Source organism: Ruegeria atlantica (assembly GCF_013032455.1).
Taxonomy (GTDB): Bacteria; Pseudomonadota; Alphaproteobacteria; order Rhodobacterales; family Rhodobacteraceae; genus Ruegeria; species Ruegeria atlantica_B.
The window spans coordinates 112,496-129,564 of sequence record NZ_WQCF01000006.1 but is presented as its reverse complement, the minus strand read 5'-3'; the positions used below and the strand labels follow the sequence as shown (position 1 = coordinate 129,564).

General features: G+C 55.8%; 14 protein-coding genes. 4 read left to right on the top strand and 10 right to left on the bottom strand.

The features are described from left to right. Positions 1–100: 100 nt before the first annotated feature. Complete coding sequence (gene zapE, locus GOW93_RS12245) at positions 101–1,159, top strand: cell division protein ZapE (protein WP_170384485.1); 1,059 nt, start codon at positions 101–103, stop codon at positions 1,157–1,159. 75 nt (positions 1,160–1,234) lie between these two features. Here zapE and GOW93_RS12240 read toward each other — a convergent pair whose 3' ends face one another. Genes GOW93_RS12240 through GOW93_RS12225 form a run of 4 tightly spaced genes read right to left on the bottom strand, consistent with a single transcriptional unit; the run spans position 1,235 to position 7,484 of the window. Further along, the gene (locus tag GOW93_RS12240) at positions 1,235–2,509 is read right to left on the bottom strand and encodes a bifunctional folylpolyglutamate synthase/dihydrofolate synthase (RefSeq protein WP_170384483.1); all 1,275 of its coding nucleotides are present in this window, start codon (positions 2,507–2,509) and stop codon (positions 1,235–1,237) included. Continuing rightward, on the bottom strand, positions 2,506–3,438 hold the full coding sequence (gene accD / locus GOW93_RS12235; protein WP_170384481.1) for an acetyl-CoA carboxylase, carboxyltransferase subunit beta: 933 nt from the start codon (positions 3,436–3,438) through the stop codon (positions 2,506–2,508). Before accD ends, GOW93_RS12240 begins: the two co-directional genes overlap by 4 nt. Before the next feature lie 58 nt (positions 3,439–3,496). Then, a complete protein-coding gene (locus GOW93_RS12230) occupies positions 3,497–4,387 on the bottom strand; it encodes a CPBP family intramembrane glutamic endopeptidase (protein WP_170384479.1) in 891 nt (296 codons plus the stop codon). Then, positions 4,380–7,484: an ABC transporter transmembrane domain-containing protein gene (locus tag GOW93_RS12225; protein ID WP_170384477.1), complete on the bottom strand. Its 3,105-nt coding sequence runs from the start codon at positions 7,482–7,484 to the stop codon at positions 4,380–4,382. The genes GOW93_RS12230 and GOW93_RS12225 overlap by 8 nt, the downstream gene beginning before the upstream one ends. A 240-nt stretch (positions 7,485–7,724) precedes the next feature. Here GOW93_RS12225 and GOW93_RS12220 point away from each other — a divergent pair, with 240 nt between their 5' ends. Next, positions 7,725–8,486, top strand: coding sequence for a DUF6478 family protein (locus tag GOW93_RS12220; protein ID WP_170384475.1), 762 nt, complete (start codon positions 7,725–7,727; stop codon positions 8,484–8,486). Positions 8,487–8,497: 11 nt separating this feature from the next. Beyond that, positions 8,498–8,857 carry a hypothetical protein gene (locus GOW93_RS12215; protein WP_170384473.1) on the top strand — a complete coding sequence of 120 codons (360 nt, stop codon included), beginning with the start codon at positions 8,498–8,500 and terminating at the stop codon, positions 8,855–8,857. A 112-nt stretch (positions 8,858–8,969) separates the two neighbouring features. Here GOW93_RS12215 and GOW93_RS12210 read toward each other — a convergent pair whose 3' ends face one another. From GOW93_RS12210 to GOW93_RS12185, 6 genes are all read right to left on the bottom strand, one after another. Further along, positions 8,970–10,310 (bottom strand): S41 family peptidase, encoded by a 1,341-nt coding sequence (locus tag GOW93_RS12210; RefSeq protein ID WP_170384471.1) that lies wholly within the window; start codon positions 10,308–10,310, stop codon positions 8,970–8,972. A gap of 6 nt (positions 10,311–10,316) precedes the next feature. Next, positions 10,317–11,447, bottom strand: a complete 1,131-nt coding sequence (locus GOW93_RS12205; RefSeq protein ID WP_170384469.1) for a murein hydrolase activator EnvC family protein — start codon at positions 11,445–11,447, stop codon at positions 10,317–10,319. Further along, on the bottom strand, positions 11,444–12,961 hold the full coding sequence (gene gpmI / locus GOW93_RS12200; RefSeq protein ID WP_170384467.1) for a 2,3-bisphosphoglycerate-independent phosphoglycerate mutase: 1,518 nt from the start codon (positions 12,959–12,961) through the stop codon (positions 11,444–11,446). The genes GOW93_RS12205 and gpmI overlap by 4 nt, the downstream gene beginning before the upstream one ends. An 89-nt stretch (positions 12,962–13,050) precedes the next feature. Then, positions 13,051–14,739, bottom strand: coding sequence for a sulfatase-like hydrolase/transferase (locus tag GOW93_RS12195; RefSeq protein ID WP_170384465.1), 1,689 nt, complete (start codon positions 14,737–14,739; stop codon positions 13,051–13,053). Positions 14,740–14,802: 63 nt separating this feature from the next. After that, the gene (gene nqrM, locus GOW93_RS12190; RefSeq protein WP_170384464.1) at positions 14,803–15,045 is read right to left on the bottom strand and encodes a (Na+)-NQR maturation NqrM; all 243 of its coding nucleotides are present in this window, start codon (positions 15,043–15,045) and stop codon (positions 14,803–14,805) included. A gap of 14 nt (positions 15,046–15,059) precedes the next feature. Next, positions 15,060–16,085: an FAD:protein FMN transferase gene (locus tag GOW93_RS12185; protein WP_254443527.1), complete on the bottom strand. Its 1,026-nt coding sequence runs from the start codon at positions 16,083–16,085 to the stop codon at positions 15,060–15,062. A 373-nt stretch (positions 16,086–16,458) separates the two neighbouring features. On the opposite strand from GOW93_RS12185, the gene GOW93_RS12180 reads away from it, so the two are divergent. Further along, entirely contained in the window at positions 16,459–16,983 is a 525-nt protein-coding gene (locus GOW93_RS12180; protein WP_170384462.1) for a CBS domain-containing protein, read from the top strand. Positions 16,984–17,069: the final 86 nt, after the last annotated feature.

The window sequence follows — 17,069 nt, the reverse complement described above, 5'->3', positions numbered from 1 at the left end:
GGTCAAATCAGCAGATTTGCGGTCACGGATAAGGAAATTTGATGTGTCTTGGGAAATGGTTGCTTTTCAAGGCGCAACACGGACGCTATGGCTCGGGTCCATGACGGATTTAATTTCGATTTATGACGCCCGCATTGCCGAGGGCACCTTGACCCGGGATGATGCGCAGGAGGCAGTTTTACCGCATTTCGAGCGTATCCGCGCAGCGCTGGCTACTCCGGTCAAACGCGGGCTTTTTCGAAAAGCCCCCCCTCCGCCCAAAGGGCTATATCTGTGGGGCGGTGTCGGGCGTGGCAAATCCATGCTGATGGATATGTTCGTGGATGCGCTTGAGGGCATTCCCGCGCGACGCGTACATTTCCACGCTTTCATGCAGGAAATCCACGCGGGTATGCATAAGGCGCGTCAGGATGGTGTCGAGGATGCCTTGGCCCCAGTGGCGCAAGGCGTTGTGAACTCGGTTAAGCTACTCGCCTTTGATGAGATGCAGATCACCGATATCACGGATGCTATGATCGTCGGCCGGCTGTTCGACCTGCTCTACGAAGGTGGTGTGGTGGTTGTGACAACATCAAACCGGCACCCGGATGATTTGTATAAGGACGGGCTGAACCGTCAGTTATTCCTACCTTTCATCGCCCATATCAAAGAACAGCTGCAAATCTGGGAGCTGGTTTCACCAACCGACTATCGACAAAATCGGTTGGAGGGCGCACCTGTATATTTCACGCCTATCGGGCCAGAGGCGCGGAACAGTATTCGCAGTGTCTGGCATGATCTGTCAGGGGGCGCTGCAGAGCCTCTGATATTGCAGGTCAAGGGCCGTTCAGTGGAATTACCGGCCTTTCGGAACGGCGTTGCGCGGGCTTCGTTTTACGATCTGTGCGGGCGTATGTTGGGGCCCGCGGATTATCTGGCAATTGCCGAGGAACTGAAGGTCCTTGTGCTGGAGGATATCCCCCGCCTGTCCCGAAACAACTTCAACGAGGCTAAGCGCTTTGTGACTCTGATTGACGCTTTGTACGAGGCAAAGGTGCGGCTAATCTGTTCGGCTGCGGCGGAGCCTGAGATGCTGTATGTCGAGGGCGAAGGGACGTTTGAATTTGAACGCACCGCCTCGCGCTTGCGTGAGATGCAGGATCAGAGCTGGGGGGAATAAGGGGCTCTGCCCCCGCCGCCATCGGCGGCTCCCCCGGGATATTTTAGGCCAGATGAAGCCTTATAGGCGGATGGGTTAACCGTTTTCTCGAAGGATGTTGCCCGCAAGGTAAAGCGAGCCGCAGATCAGGATGCGGGCCTGTGGGTTTTGAGCAACGATTGCAACCAAAGCGTCGGCCACACTTTCAGCTGTTGTGGCTGGCAGATCAACTTTCGCAGCTGCGGCGGCGGTGTCATCGGCACTGAGCGTGGCGGCCTCATCCGGGATTGAAACCGCGGTCAGGCTGTGGGCCTGTGCGGCTAGCGGGGCCAGATAGCCTGTGACATCTTTGGTGTTGAGCATGCCACAAATCATATGGGTTGGGCGTTGCGGTAGTTTGGCGAGGACATCGGCCAATGCGGCACCGGCAGCTGCGTTGTGGCCGCCGTCGAGCCACAATTCAGCTTGCGGGGCGGCCTCAACCAGCGGCCCGGTTTTCAGGCGTTGCATGCGGGCGGGCCATTCGGCTTTGGTCACAGCAGCCTCATAGGCGTTATCGCCCAGATTTAAGTGCCGCAGAACGGCCAATGCGGCCCCCGCGTTCAATATCTGATGCGCCCCCAGCAGATTTGGCATCGGCAGATCACGCAGGCCGGTTTCGTCCTGATAAACCAGACGTCCGTTTTCCTCATGCACGTGCCAGTGCTGACCGTGGATTAGCAACGGAGCCCCAAGCCGTGCGGCAGTATATTCGATGACCTCCAACGCTTCATTCTGTTGCGGACCAACGATGCAAGGGACGCCCGGCTTGATGATGCCCGCCTTTTCAGCGGCAATCTTTCCCAGCGTGTTGCCAAGGAATTGCTCATGGTCAATGGAAACCGGGGTGATCACCGTTACCGAAGGTTCATGAATGACATTGGTGGCGTCCAGGCGGCCTCCAAGCCCAACCTCAAGCAATGTGAAATTTGCCTGTGTGCGCGCGAAAGCCAGCAGAGCAGCGCAGGTGGTGATCTCGAAATAGGTAATGTTCTCACCACTGTTGGCGGCATAACATTCGTCAAGAACAGCCGTCAGCGCAGGTTCCGAGATCAACTCACCAGCCAGCCGGATGCGTTCGTGGAACCGCGCAAGATGCGGCGAGGTATAGGCATGGGCAGACAGCCCGGCCCCTTCCAGCCCAGCTCGGATCATCGCCTGAGTCGAACCCTTGCCATTAGTTCCCGCGATGTGGATCACCGGTGGCAGGTTATTTTGCGGGTTGTCGAGAGCTTCGAGCAATCGCCACACGCGATCCAAGGTCAAGTCAATGATCTTGGGATGCAGTGCCATCATCCGATCAAGGATGAGGTCGGATGACTGGCCGGTCATTTCTCGCCCGCGTCCTCGGGTGCTTCTTCGGCCACGGTCTCTTCCGGTTTCGGTGCCGGCAGATCACCTTTGACCGCCGGAGGCTGATTCATGAGCATGCGCGTGATCGTGATCAGTTCGTCGCGCATTTCTGTACGCCTGGTCACGCGGTCAAGCATGCCGTGGTCCAGCAGATATTCGGCACGTTGGAAACCCTCGGGCAATTTTTCACGAATGGTCTGTTCGATCACCCGAGGCCCTGCAAAGCAGATCAACGCGTTGGGTTCGGAAATATGCACGTCACCCAGCATCGCGTATGACGCCGTCACGCCACCGGTCGTTGGGTGGGTCAGCACGACGATATAGGGCAGATTTGCCTCTTTGAGCATTTCGACGGCCACGGTGGTGCGCGGCATCTGCATCAAGCTCAGGATACCTTCTTGCATCCGCGCGCCGCCAGCAGCCGAGAACAGAATAAGCGGGCGTTTGAGTTTGACCGCTTCTTGCGCGGCAGCGATGATGGCGTTGCCCACATACATGCCCATAGAGCCACCCATGAAAGAGAAGTCTTGAGCGGCGGCCACTATCGGAGTGCGCCCAATCTCGCCCGTAGCGACCAGCATCGCCTCTTTCTCCCCAGTCTTTTTCTGGGCTGCTTTCATTCGGTCCGGGTATTTCTTTTGATCCCGAAAATGCAAAGGGTCGGCAGTTGGGGCGGGAACGTCGACCTCGGCGAATATGCCACCGTCAAACAGATGCGAGAAACGTTCACGTGGAGTGATCGCCATATGATGATCACATTGTGTACAGACGTTTTGATTTTCTGCCAGTTCTCGGTGAAACAGCATCGTGCCGCATTCATCGCACTTGTGCCATAGGTTTTCCGGCACTTCCCGGCGAGAGAAGATCGAGTTGATCCGGGGGCGGACATAGTTTGTGATCCAGTTCATGGCGGAACCTTGTTATGCGGCGTTGATGTCAAATAAGACGCAACGGAAGGAAATGCAATCAGCGCCTGAGCGCAAGACGCGCAGTTAGCCAGCTGACGATCATCGCGGCAAAATCCACAAACAGCCATTGCCGCAGCAGACCACTCTCGGACATGCCGAAAGGTAGCAGGTACAGTGCAAGGCCGCTTAGGGTTTCGGGTAGTGAGATAAACAGCAAAGCTATGGTATTGTTCATGAAATGCATAGCGATAGCTGGCCCCAGCGTACCCGCCCGTGCGGTCAGATCGGCAGCCAATAGGCCAAAGACACATGACCAGACAGCTACCAGCAATGCGTTTTCACCCGTGATGCCCGGCGCATAATGCCCCGCGGCGAACAGAACGGAAGGCAACCCTATCCAGATTACCGGAGACCGGAATCTGGCGGCCAATGACTGCTGGATATACCCGCGAAACAACACCTCTTCGGCGCTGGTCTGAATCAGCACTGCAATCGCGGACAGTGGGAACAGCAACAGCCACGTAGACAGGGCAAGGTTTTGGGTCAGAGGCTCACCCATGCCGTAAGGTGGAAGAACCATCATCACCAGCCCCAATATCACAAGGGCTCGGAACACCTGCCAGAATTGACGCAGGAATAGGCTAAACGGGCCAAGTATCGAGGCTAGAGAACGATGCTGCAATTGCCTGGCGGCAACGGCAACACCCAAGGTCAGAAACCCGAAACTAATCAGCAATACCAATGTGGTAAACGCGGAAGTAGCCTGCAACAGACCCTGATCCCGATGCGACGCAAGCAACCTGCCCACAACGGCAAAAAGCACGGAGTTTAGCGCAATATAGAGCGTGAGAATGATGACCAACCCAAGAACAAGCCGCCACAATTCTGGGCGGGCGCGGGCTTCGCGCAACAACCGCTCATGGGCGGAATAGGCGGCTGGATCACGCATTATCAGTGATTTTACCTTCGATTGATTGAGGAGCGTCCGTGAAGACGTCAGAAGGATTTTGTGCCGTGTTGAGCCTGTTGGACAAAGTTGTCAGATACCCGGCGACGGTTTGAAGCAATTGAACGGCCACCGAGGCATCGCTTTCGATCACTGCACGCAATTCTTCTGCGCCAATACGCAAGAAAGTGCAGTCTGTTATCGCAGTGAGATCCAGTTGGCGAAGCTCTCCGGTAATAATTGACAGATCACCGATCAGGCGGCCAGGCTCGATGATCGAAATCGTGCGTTTGCCACCCTCTTCGGCAGGCCAATCCAGCTTTGCCTGACCTTTGATACACAGATAGGCGGCATCAGGTGCCTGACCTTGAGAAAAGATCATTTGGCCTTCGGCCACTTCATACCATTGTGCAGAGAACGCCAGCAGACGCTGGTTTCGTGCATCGATGCCCGAGAACAGTTCAGTCGAAGAAATAATTTCCAGCTTTGTGCTCAGATCATCCGAAGCCGCGCCTTCCTGACGAGCTTGTGTCCGCGAGACGCCGTCGATACGGCCATCCTTGATTTCGATGAACAAATCATACGCCTCGGGATGGGCAAAATGATCTTCCATAAAGATCATGATCGAGTTGGGCAGCAGCTCACGCAGGCGCAGTCGAGTACGCAGGCGGCTTTCGGAATCGTGGCTTGCAAGGGCTTTGTCCAGAATGAGAATGTCAGGTCGTTTAATCCCCGCACGGGAAAACGACGCGCGCTCTTGAAACACCGTCGGCAGGTTGTTCCCGCCCAGCCCGGTCGGCAGATCGAACAAGGTGGATGCTGCTCGTCGCCGCAACCCGGCCTCGTTCATGGCCTGAGCAACCACGTCCTCAATTTCTTCGGCATGCGCGCCGGCCGTCACAGAAATCCGACCATACAGCGCGTTTTCCATCACGGTCAGCCGGGGTATGTAGCTGTCCGGGGACAACGGGACAAACATGCCCTCTAGCGCCTCACGTAGACGTTCAGCCTGATCTTTACGGATGGACAGGATCTTATCCTTATATTCCTCGGGAAAATCCGGGCCAATCTGTTCCGCAGTCAGCAGAAAAGGAAGTGTCAACAACAAGAACCGCTCCGAGTCGTCGATACCGCTCTCACCTTTGGATTTTCGGCGGTCTTTGATGTCGAGCAGTTTGTGGTACATCTCCTTCGACATTCCCAGGCGCAGGAACAGCGGGTGATCAGCCCCGTCGCGACCAAAAGCTTGATCCAACGTCTCGAGCACGGTGCTGGCCATCGACATGGCGTCATTGGCCAGATCATGCATTCCAAACAGTTTTTTGAAGCGCGCATCACTGGCCAGAGATTCCGGCGTTATGTCCCGCGAGGGAGTGGCAAAAAGCAGGTTGCCCCCAAGCGGGACGGTCGGGTTAAAACGCTCGGGGTCGAAACGGTGGACATGCCGATCAAGGCCCTTTTCTTTTAACTTTTCGGCAACAACATCACGCAGTTTGACAACATCTTCCGCCAGTGAGGGATGAATGTTTGGGTCAAACCGCGTGCGTAAATTGCGCCGCAACATGAACTCGTCAATGCCCATCGCCTCAACCAGTTGAAACCACCAGGCTCGAATATCATCAATATCGTCCAGCCCCGCCAGCTCGGGGTCGATCCACTCGTCATCCAGGGAATCCGTCGGATTGCCCGATCGCTCTGCCTCGATCTGCCAGCGGCTTGGCGCGGTTTCGGTCTCTGCTGAGCGTTGAGGGTGCGGTCTCAACGGCATTAAAAGGTTGTCACCCAGCGTTCCGTTGAAAAGGTAGGGCCGCGAATAGGCATAACCGATCCGAGCGGCGATCACCGATTGATGCAGGTCTTTCAGATTTTGCCCTGCCATGATCACATCTCCTTGCACCGGCAGCACTTCACGGGTCAGAACCTGCGCTAAAGCATTGCGTTCCGATGCATGGTTGGATTGGATCGCAACCCGTGCGCCTTTAGGGATGGTCAGATCGATGTCTTCCAGAATGGTCTTGCCGTCATCATCGCGTACGGTCACGTTTCGGAGTTCAATTGCGCCGTTCAAACGCGGGATCACTTCGGGCTCGCCCATGAACAGTTCTTCGGGGATCATGTTGGAAGGCGCAAACCGTTCGGTCACAACTTCCCACCGCAGGGACATATCCTGCACCTGGTTGTAATAGGTCAGCAGGTCCTTCCACGGGCCACTCAGGTCCTTATAGGCCCCAAGGGCAGCGACCAGCGCACCCACGGTCACCTCACCCTTGATCGCCAAGTAGCCGCCGACCGAATAGAACAGGAACGGCGTCATCTGCGTGATCAGGTTGTTTAGGAACTTCATGAAGAATTTCTTGTTGTAGATCTTAAACCTGATCTCAAACAAGAGCCCCAACCGATGGCTGAATTGCGCCAGCCGATAGCGCCATCCACCATTCGTGCGCAGGTCGCTGATACCCGCCGCACTTTCCCCGATTTCGGAACTCAGGTTCCGAACCTCCTGGATACGTTCCTTGTTCAGTAGGTTGATCTGACGCTGCAGCTTCGGGATCAACCACGCCTGCAAAGGGATCAACGCGATGCTGGCCAGGCCGAACCAGACGCTCTGCATGAACAGGAAAGTGACGATAGTCATCATCTGGCCGAACTGGAACACGGGCTGGGCAATGGCGTCTCCCATTAACCCTCCCATCGGTTCGGCTTCGGAGGTGATCATCGATACCAGCTCACCCTGGCTGGTGGTGGCAAAGTAGGACTTTGGAAACCGCATTGTGCGGTTGATAAGGGTGAACCGCAGTCGACGCAGCATACGTTCGGCTAGAACACCCTTCATCGTATTAATCCGCATCTTCATCAGCCCGCTGGCAATCACGGTGGCCAGAAAGGCAAAGCAGAGAATCATCAAGTACTGAACCTGCGTCACGGTGAAACCCAAAACCGCCACCGTGCTACTTGGTGCCCCAATGGCGCCGTTGATGATCTGTTTTGGCAGTTCAAGCGAAGCATAGAGGAACGGAAATGACAGAACCGTCAGGAACAACAGCACAAGCTGTTGTTTTTTTGAGTGTTTCCAGATGAATGCGAATAGAGTAGGTTCCATACCCCGGTTTTGCCTCAAAACGTTTGGTAGTTTTTGGGTGGTTCCCTGCAGTCAGATGTCAGACGGTACGCACTGACCCGGATGATTGCAAGAATGGCCAGACCTAACAGTTTAGGATTGCTAAGCCCATACTCTGCCGCCATCACGAATTTGAGAGTTTTGATCTCACAATTTGGTAATACGCCTTTAACCTCGATCTTGTCTTTGACTAAAAGGGGCGCACTTTTGAACGATAGGGCCATGGGCAAACTGCTGGATCGCTATAATCACCGACGGGTCGTAGATCGCTGGCGCAAGGCTCTGCGTAAAGCAGACGCAACTCCAGAACAGCAGTTGCGTCTGCAACGTGACGATGCGCGCAAACTTCGCACCCTTCTGGATATGTTGATCCAAGAAGCTGACAATCGCCTGACCCACCCGCGAACCGGGTCGACGCAAATTCCCAAACCTCTGGGCACCGATTGGATCTGGCGCCCAGATTTGTGGCGCATGCCGCTGTCACGCCCCGGTGTGGCCTCTGCCCCGCGCAAAGCCCAGATGGACCGACAGGTAACGCTGTTCCATGATTGCGCTCTGGCTGAAATCGGGATTCGACAAACCCGAAACACACGCGACACAGACCTGGCCCCTTATGGCCTGCAAGTCGAGGTTTTCGGCTTTTCCGGCTCTTTTCTATCGTTGTCCGTGGAGTTGCCGCCAGAGGCTTCGCAGGGCTTTACCAGACAGCACCTAGTGCGTGTGGATACTCTCATTGAGTCTGAGCTGCCTCTTGAGGTCTTTGCTCGCCTAAACATTCAAAACGGGCCGAACACCGAGCAAGTTCTGCGGAAGCTGGACCTTTCAAGCCAATCCTGCTCGATAGATTTCGATCTGGCGCATTTGCCTTTGAATGAGGCTCGTCTTGAAAAGATCTGGCTGGACCTGATCTTTGAAAACCCAAGAATGAACCGCGTCAAGATGCGCGATCTGACCTTCTGCCGCCACCACCGCGCTGATTTGTGAGAGTTCTGGCCATGACGCAACCGACATTGACACCCATCCGCTTTGAAAACGGCCTTTGGCAGGGGCATTTGCAAGCGGAATCTGAACCGGCTGTCAAAGTGCAATATTTGGGGGCAGCGCTGAAAGATGTGCGCGTGGCACCTGCGGAGGACGGATGGTTAATCAGCGTCTCTGTTCCGGTTGCAGCCTTATCCGACGGTGTGCATTCCTTTGTGATCGTTGACGCGGCTTCGGCGGATAAGCTTGGTGATTTTACCATTATCGCGGGTACGCCTGCGACAGATGATATGCGGGCCGAGGTCGGGCTATTACGTGCCGAGCTCGACATGCTAAAACGAGCGTTCCGTCGGTCACAGAACGAAAGTAGGTGACCCCGCTGGCGGCTCAAACTCCCCAATAGCGAACACTAGAGCATCCTTCGGTGGCTTGCGAAGCTATTCCCCCAAAGAAAAAGGGCCGCCCTTTTTGGCGGCCCCTTCTTTGTTACTGTGATGGCCCGTTCGGGTTGAAGGCCGACAAACCTTTGAGGATGTCGATGGCGTAGGCCAGCTGATAGTCCTCTTCCCGCAATTCAGCAGTGGCTTCAGCCCTTGCGCGGTCCTCCTCGATCTGACGAATCTCATCTTCACTGAGGCTGTCATTGTTCAAACTGCCGCGCAGGTCTGCCTCGGACCGGGTTGGGCGGTTCGTGTCTTCCTCTTCCGCGTCCGGCGTTACACGCGGTTGTTCGACAATGATGTCTGGGCTGACGCCAAGCGCTTGGATCGAACGGCCCGACGGCGTGTAATAACGCGAAGTGGTCAGGCGCATCGCGCCGTCGCCACGCAGCGGCATGACCGTCTGCACTGAACCTTTGCCAAAGCTCTTGGTGCCAACCACGATTGCACGGCGGTGATCCTGAAGCGCACCTGCTACAATCTCAGACGCCGAAGCAGAACCGCCGTTGATCAGAACAACAATTGGCTTGCCCTCTGCCAGATCGCCTGGGGTTGCGTTGAAACGTTCACCTTCACTTGGATCGCGCCCACGGGTCGATACGATTTCGCCTTCGTTCAGGAATGCGTCGGATACTTTGATCGCCTGCGTCAGCAAGCCGCCTGGGTTGTTGCGCAGGTCCAGAACAAAACCGTTGACCTTGTCGATGCCGCCAACCTCTTCGATCTGCTCGTTCAAACCTTCCTGAAGGTTGGGGAATGTCTGATCGTTGAAGGTAGTCACGCGCAGAACCACACTGGTGCCTTCGGTGCGAGCGCGCACGGCGGTCAGTTTGATCGTGTCGCGGATGATGGTCACATCAAAAGGTTCCTGCTCGCCCTCGCGCACGACGGTGATAACGATCTCGGACCCGACAGGGCCACGCATCAGATCGACCGCTTTGTCCAACGTCAGACCAAGAATGCTCTCTCCATCGACATGGGTGATGAAATCTCCGGCTTCGATCCCCGCCTCATCGGCTGGGGTTCCATCAATCGGTGAAACAACTTTCACAAAGCCTTCTTCCTGCGTGACTTCGATGCCAAGGCCGCCAAATTCTCCGCGTGTCTGGACACGCATCTGTTCGGCATCATCGGGCGACAGATAGCTGGAATGCGGGTCCAGTGAAGTCAGCATACCATCAATCGCCGCCTCGATCAGTTCTTCCGGCTCTACCTCTTCTACGTATTGCGCGCGAATGCGTTCAAAAATATCCCCGAACAGGTCCAGCTGCTGATAGACATCCGCCTTCCTCTCGGCCTCTTGCGCCAGCAACGGGCCAGCGATCTGAGTGGTTGCAATTATACCTGCCACGGTTCCGGCCAGACCGGCCATCACAAATTTCTTCATACGGTTTTATCCATCCTTGCTGATCCGAAACCACGATTCCGGGTCCACGGGGCTGTTATCCTGTCTTACCTCTATATAGAGCGTTTCTGACCGGTCAGTTCCAGTGCCATCACTGCTTGTTGACAAAATAGCGCCGATTCCGGGCGTTTCACCGGGCATCAAACCCACTGGAGTACCCTTTGGGATGACTTGACCGGGTTTGCCGTAGACCTCTTGCAGGCCCGAAAATACGAATAAAAGACCGGGTTGAGGCTCAAGGATTACCAGATTCCCCAAATCCAAAAGTGGTCCACTGTACCGGATTGTCGCTGCGGTAGGGGATTTCACAATCGAGCGGGGTTGCGTGGCCAGAACCACTCCGGGGCGCTTTACTCCGGCGGCGTCGGTCTCACCGGCACGGTGTAACATGACGCCCTGCACAGGTAATGGGATTTGCCCTTGCAGGTCTGAAATATCAGCATTGGTCGCGACAATCTCGCCTTCCGAAATTTCAGACAGTCCGCTGGCAAAACCCTCTAGCGTCTCGGTTGAAGAGATCAGAATCGCCGTTCGGATCGGATCTTCGACAAAACGCTGCGGTAAGTCTGTACGGTCGGCGATGGCCGTGCTTAGCTCGGTGCGGGCGGTTTGAACGCCGGTCAAGCCCTCGGTCAGTGTGTCCGCCGCGCTTTGCTGCAATTGCCGGAGGGTTTGCACCTCCTGCAGATCACGGGCCAAAGCCAGTGCGCGGGCATTCAGGCTTGGCGTGACTTCGGAAAGCATCATACCCGCGCGCGCTGAACCCAGCGGACCGGATGGATGCAGCATCAGAACGGGCGGAGAGGTGGTTTCTATGGTCTGTAATACGCCCAGTATTTGCGCAATCTCTTTCTCACGCGTGTGTAGTTCTGCGGTCAGTTGCGCTTCACGCGTGGCGGCGCGGCGCAACCCGTCGCGCATAGCTGTCAAGCCAGCCTCATAAGCCTGTATCGTTTCGGTCAACGCACGCACACGGTCGCGAGCGCTGTCGGCCTCGGCCAGTGCGATAGACGCCTGTTCTAGCATTTGCGCTGCATTCAACGCTGCGGTTGACGGATCGGTCTGGGCGTGGACCGGTGTCGTAGTCAGCAGTGCCAAAAAAAGCGCACGAAGGGTCATGACAACAAGCTCTGGCCAGTCATTTCCGGTGGTTGCTCCAGACCCATAAGTTGCAAGAGCGTCGGCGCCAAGTCGGACAGGCGTCCGTCGCGCAATTTGGCACCCTCTGGGCCGCCCACCAGTGCTACGGGCACTGGGTTCAGTGTGTGTGCGGTATGCGGGCCCCCGGTTTCGGGATCGACCATCATCTCACAGTTGCCGTGGTCGGCGGTGACGATCATCGCGCCACCGGCCTTTTCGAGCGCAGCAACCACCTGTTCCAACCCCTGATCCACGGCTTCGCACGCCTTGATTGCTGCTTTCAAATCGCCTGAATGGCCAACCATATCCGGATTGGCATAGTTGGTGACGATCAGGTCAAAGCCTGCCTCAATCGCCTCGACGAACTTGGCGGTTACTTCGGCCGAGGACATCTCTGGCTGCAGGTCATAAGTCGCCACTTTTGGGGATTTCGGCATATAGCGGTCTTCTCCGTCTTCCGGCGTTTCTTTGCCGCCGTTCAGAAAGAACGTAACATGCGGGTACTTCTCGGTTTCGGCCAGACGAAACTGACGCATCCCCTGTTTGGCCACCCATTCGCCCAGCGTATTGACGATTTCGCGCTTTGGATAAACGGTGGTCATATAGGCATTGTGGGCGTCCGAGTATTCAACCATACCCAGCAGAGCGGCCAATTGCGGGCGCAGGCCAGTGTCAAAATCAGCAAAATCTGGTTCGCCAATCGCTCGCAGGATCTCTCGCGCGCGATCGGCACGGAAGTTGAGGCAGAAAAACCCGTCACCATCCTTGACGCCGTCAAAGCCATCTAGAACTGTCGGTACGATGAATTCATCGGTTTCAGATTGGTTGTAGGCGTGGTCAACTGCGCCATGAGCTGATGCCGAGGTTCGACCCTGTCCGTTGATCATTGCCTCATAGGCTTCGCTGACGCGCTCCCAGCGATTGTCACGGTCCATCGCGAAATAGCGCCCGCTGACGGTGACAATGCGCGCGCCTTCGGGCAGGCGGTCTTCCAATTCGGCGATATAGGTAAAGGCGGATTTCGGAGCCACGTCGCGGCCATCGGTGATTGCGTGCAGTGCGACAGGCACTCCCGCGTCGGTGATCGCCTTGGCGGCGGCGGCGATATGGTTCAGGTGCCCATGCACACCACCATCCGACACTAGTCCCATCAGATGCGCGGTGCCGCCCGCATCTTTCACCTTGGTAATGAAGTCCTGCAAAGCTTTGTTGTCAAAGAATGAGCCATCCTCAATCGCCAGATCAATCTGACCTAAATCCATGGCCACAACCCGGCCCGCGCCGATATTGGTGTGGCCAACCTCGGAATTGCCCATCTGACCGGTGGGCAAGCCCACATCCGGGCCATGGGTAATCAGCGTGGCGTGTGGGCCATTGGCCATGATCGCATCGAAGGTTGGCGTATTGGCCAGATAGGGTGCGTTGGCTTCGGTGGCCTCGGACAGGCCCCAACCATCGAGAATGCACAAGACAACGGGTTTGGGGGCGGTCATTTGAAGCTCTCCGGATTTCTGCTCTTGGCCCGTCTTTTATCGTCTGACCATCGGCGGGTGAACCGTCTTTTGGGTTAGGCCGCTCAGAATTAATGGTGAGGCGACTTATCCTTGCCGACAAATTCAGCAAATGGCCGTGCTTTGCGCCCCCTGTATTTGACTGTCAGGTTCAGCGGCGCGTCGTTTTCATCATAAACCCCAACAACAACCCCCCTGCCCCGGCTTTTGGTCCGCATCTCGATCAGTTGCTGTTCCGACCGAGTCGTGCGTTGTGAGGGGCGTCGGGTCCAGGCAAACAGGTGATCATACATTTTGGCGATGACATCTTTGTGGGCGTCGCTGCCGCCCAAATCGTTCAGTTCGCTCGGATCGTTTTCCAGATCAAACAGAATGGGCCGATGACCGCCCTCGCAATGGATCAGTTTCCATTTTTTGTTCGCGACCATGAACATCACCGCATCCCGAACCGAGGCTTTCAGAGCATCCGCAATCGGCGACGCGGAATAGTCATATTCGCAGATTACCACGTCGCGTGGCATCTCCTCTTGCTGCCCATGCAATATCGGCAACAGCGAGCACCCTTCAAGAATATGCGAGGCCACCTCACCTCCTGCCACCTCTACGAAGGTCGGGGCGAGATCAATGGATTCGACCAGTGCATCGCTCACTGTGCCGCGCGTTGAGTTGGCCTCGGGCGACGGGTCATAAATGATAAGCGGAATCTTGGTCGAAGCATCGTGGAAGAAAGTCTTCTCTCCCATCCAGTGATCGCCCAGAAAATCGCCGTGGTCCGAAGTTATCACGATCATCGTGTCCTCCATCCGGCCGGTTTTTTCCATCCAGCCGAACAGGCGACCCATCTGGTCATCGGCCTGTTTGATCAGGCCCATATAGGCGGGGATCACCGCCTCGCGCACATCCCGACGCGAGAATGTCTGACCGATTTTAGTGTTCATGAAGGCGCGCAGAACCGGGTGGGCGTTCTCCCGTTCGGCCTCGGACCGGACCACTGGCAGCACGTGCTCGGGGCCATATAACGAGGCATAGGGTTCCGGCACGATATAAGGCCAGTGCGGTTTGATGAAACTCAGGTGACAGCACCACGGTCCATCATGCGACTCCATGAACTCAATACCCCGCTTTGTCAGATATGGGGTCTCACTGTCTTTTTCTGCAATATTTGCCGCCTCAGAAGAATTCTTCAGGAACCAACCAGATAGTACATTGCCATCTGCATCTAACCCGGAATTGGCAAAGTCGTGCCAGGGGTTATCGCTCTCGTATCCTTTTTCCGTCAGGTAGGTGTTATAGGCCTTGGCACCGTCCGGGTCGTAAAACCCATCCGGTCCCTCGGGGCGCATGCCATCGTCGCGCTCAAACACATCAAATCCGCACTCGCCCACGCGAGCGCCAATCAGGCTGTCAGGCTCGAGCCCCAGTCGCGCCATCCCTTCGGCATCCGCGCGCATATGGGTTTTGCCGACCAGCCAGCAGTCCATCCCAGCTTTGCGCAGATGGTCGCCCATCGTCATTTCGCCCACCTTTAGCGGAATACCGTTCCACGAGGCACCGTGCGAATGCACATAGCGCCCAGTATAGGTGGACATGCGCGAGCTGCCACAAATCGGGGATTGGATATAGGCGCGGTTGAACCGCACACCGCGCGCGGCAAGGCGGTCAATGTTCGGAGTATGCAAATGCGGATGGCCGTAACAGCTCAGATAATCCCAGCGCAGCTGGTCAAACATTATGAACAGGATGTTTTTGGCTTTGGCCAACTTAGTGTCCCCCTATGGTCAGGGACCTAGTTAGCCAATTCCTGGCCTGCAGCGAAGCGTAAACTATGCTTCGGCCTGCTGTTCCATCTGGTCCAGCATCTTCTTCGCACGCTTGCATTGTAACTGATCGCGCAGGGGGCTGTTGGGGTCCACATCCTTTTTGCAGACCACGCATTTATCCGCTCCTGAAATCGCATTCAGACCGCCACAACTGCCCTTGATTTTCTTGCCCATCAGCATGACACCCAGGGACATACCAACAACGATGATCAGCAACAAAATGAAGGCCAGAATAAAAGTGCTCATCTCAGGTTCTTCCGTCAGTTAGAGCTCAAAGCGTCTTTGAACGCCGTGCTGTGTACCGTGATATAGGCATCTTCACTACCTGTCACATCCCGCGAGATGAAATACACGGCAAGTTTATGCTTTTCGGCCAGTTCCAGACCCTTTTCCTGACCCAGAGCTAACATCGCAGTGGCCCAAGCATCCGCCATCATGGCGTTTTCGGCCAGAACAGTGACCGATGTAGTCCGGTGTGTGATAGGGCGCCCGGTTGTCGGGTCGATGATATGCGAATATCGTACGCCGTCCTGCTCGAAGAAATTCTTGTAATCGCCCGAACTGGCCATACCAAGATCACCCACAGACACGATCAATTGCGGTGACTGCGCGCCTGCCTGCGGTTTTTCGATGCCGATCCGCCAGACTTCGCCCTTGTCGTTCTCGCCTTTGGTGACGAGATCGCCACCAATCTCGACCAGATAGTTCTCGATGCCGGCATCGCGCAGAGTTTCCGCAACCGCATCAATGCCATAGCCCTTGGCAATAGCCGACAGGTTGATCCCAACGCTGGCATCGGATTTGCTCAGCGTGCCGGCCTCGGCATCCAATTTCAGCAATCTGTTCTGACCCACACTTTCCAGTGCAGATTGAATGTCCTCATCCGAGGGCACCGGGTCTTCCGGTGTGCGCGGACCAAATCCCCACAGCTCGATCAAAGGCCCAAGGGTCACGTCGAACGTACCACCAGTCTTTTCGTGCACTTCATTGGCGGCTTGCATCACATGCACGAATTCTGCGGAGACCGGCATGGCATCGGTGCTGGTTGCAGCAGAAAATGTCGAGACCTCGGAATTCGGGTCCCAGTTGGACATCTTGGAGTTGACGTCAGCCAGCGTTGCTTCGACCGCAGTGGCCAGGGCGTTTTCGTCCAAATCCTCACCGATAGCCGTGATATTGAACGTTGTTCCCATCGTCTCGCCCGACAGGCGGACCACCTCGGGTTCCTTGTCGAACAGGCAGCCGGATAGAAGTGTGGCAAAAGCCAGTACAGGCACAAGACGCATTGGGGTCTCCTGGAAACTTGGTGCCCGGCATATGCCAGCCACCCCAGCCAGAGTCAAACCGACATCAGAGTTTGAGTGGCATAAAGCCCAAGACTAAAAGGCCAATCACCGCTGGCACCCCGAAAAGCCACGCCCGTTTCTGCCACCCCTTTGGCTGCTGTTTCCAGGCCATACGAAAATTATGGCCACACACTACCACCACAAAGAATATCAAGACAGCGACAGGCGGGGTAAGATACAGGTCGGTCAAAGGCTTAAGCTTCCATTATTGCGGGTGATTTTGCCTTTCAGCGCAATTGTACCCTATACACGTCGTTTAGCTGCGCTAAGGTGAAAGGGAAAGACTTAGCAATAACCAGGAAGGAGATTGCCCATGGCCCCAACCTCTTACCAGTCCCCAACGCGCGGCGATAAGGCTGAAAAGACCACGTATAGCCAATCGACAGAGTCGAACCTGTCCCATTCGCAGACCACCGTGTCAAAATTGCTTGAGGGCAAAGGGGATGCGGTTTTTTCGGTACGTCCGAACGAAACTATTCATTCGGTCGTCAATACGCTTAAGGAAAAGCGGATTGGTGCGGTTCTCGTGACTGATCAAAATGGCAGCTTGCAGGGTATTCTGTCCGAACGCGACATCGTGCGGCGTATGGCGGATACACCCGGTCAAACCCTGCCGCAATCGGTCGAGGATCTGATGACACGCGAGGTGAAGACTTGCTCGCCAGACGATCTGCTGAATGATGTATTGAAAAGCATGACCGAAGGCCGCTTTCGCCACATGCCGGTCCTGCGGGATGGCAACCTGTGCGGCGTGATTACCATCGGTGACGTCGTGCATTTCCGTTTGAAAGAGCTGGAATACGAAGCACTGCGCATGAAGCAGATGATCGTCGGCTGAACGGAATCTCGGAAAATCCCCTTGACCTTGGCCCGGTGACAGTATCCCTGATGCGTCAAAGACTGCTTCAAGGTCGAGGGATGAAT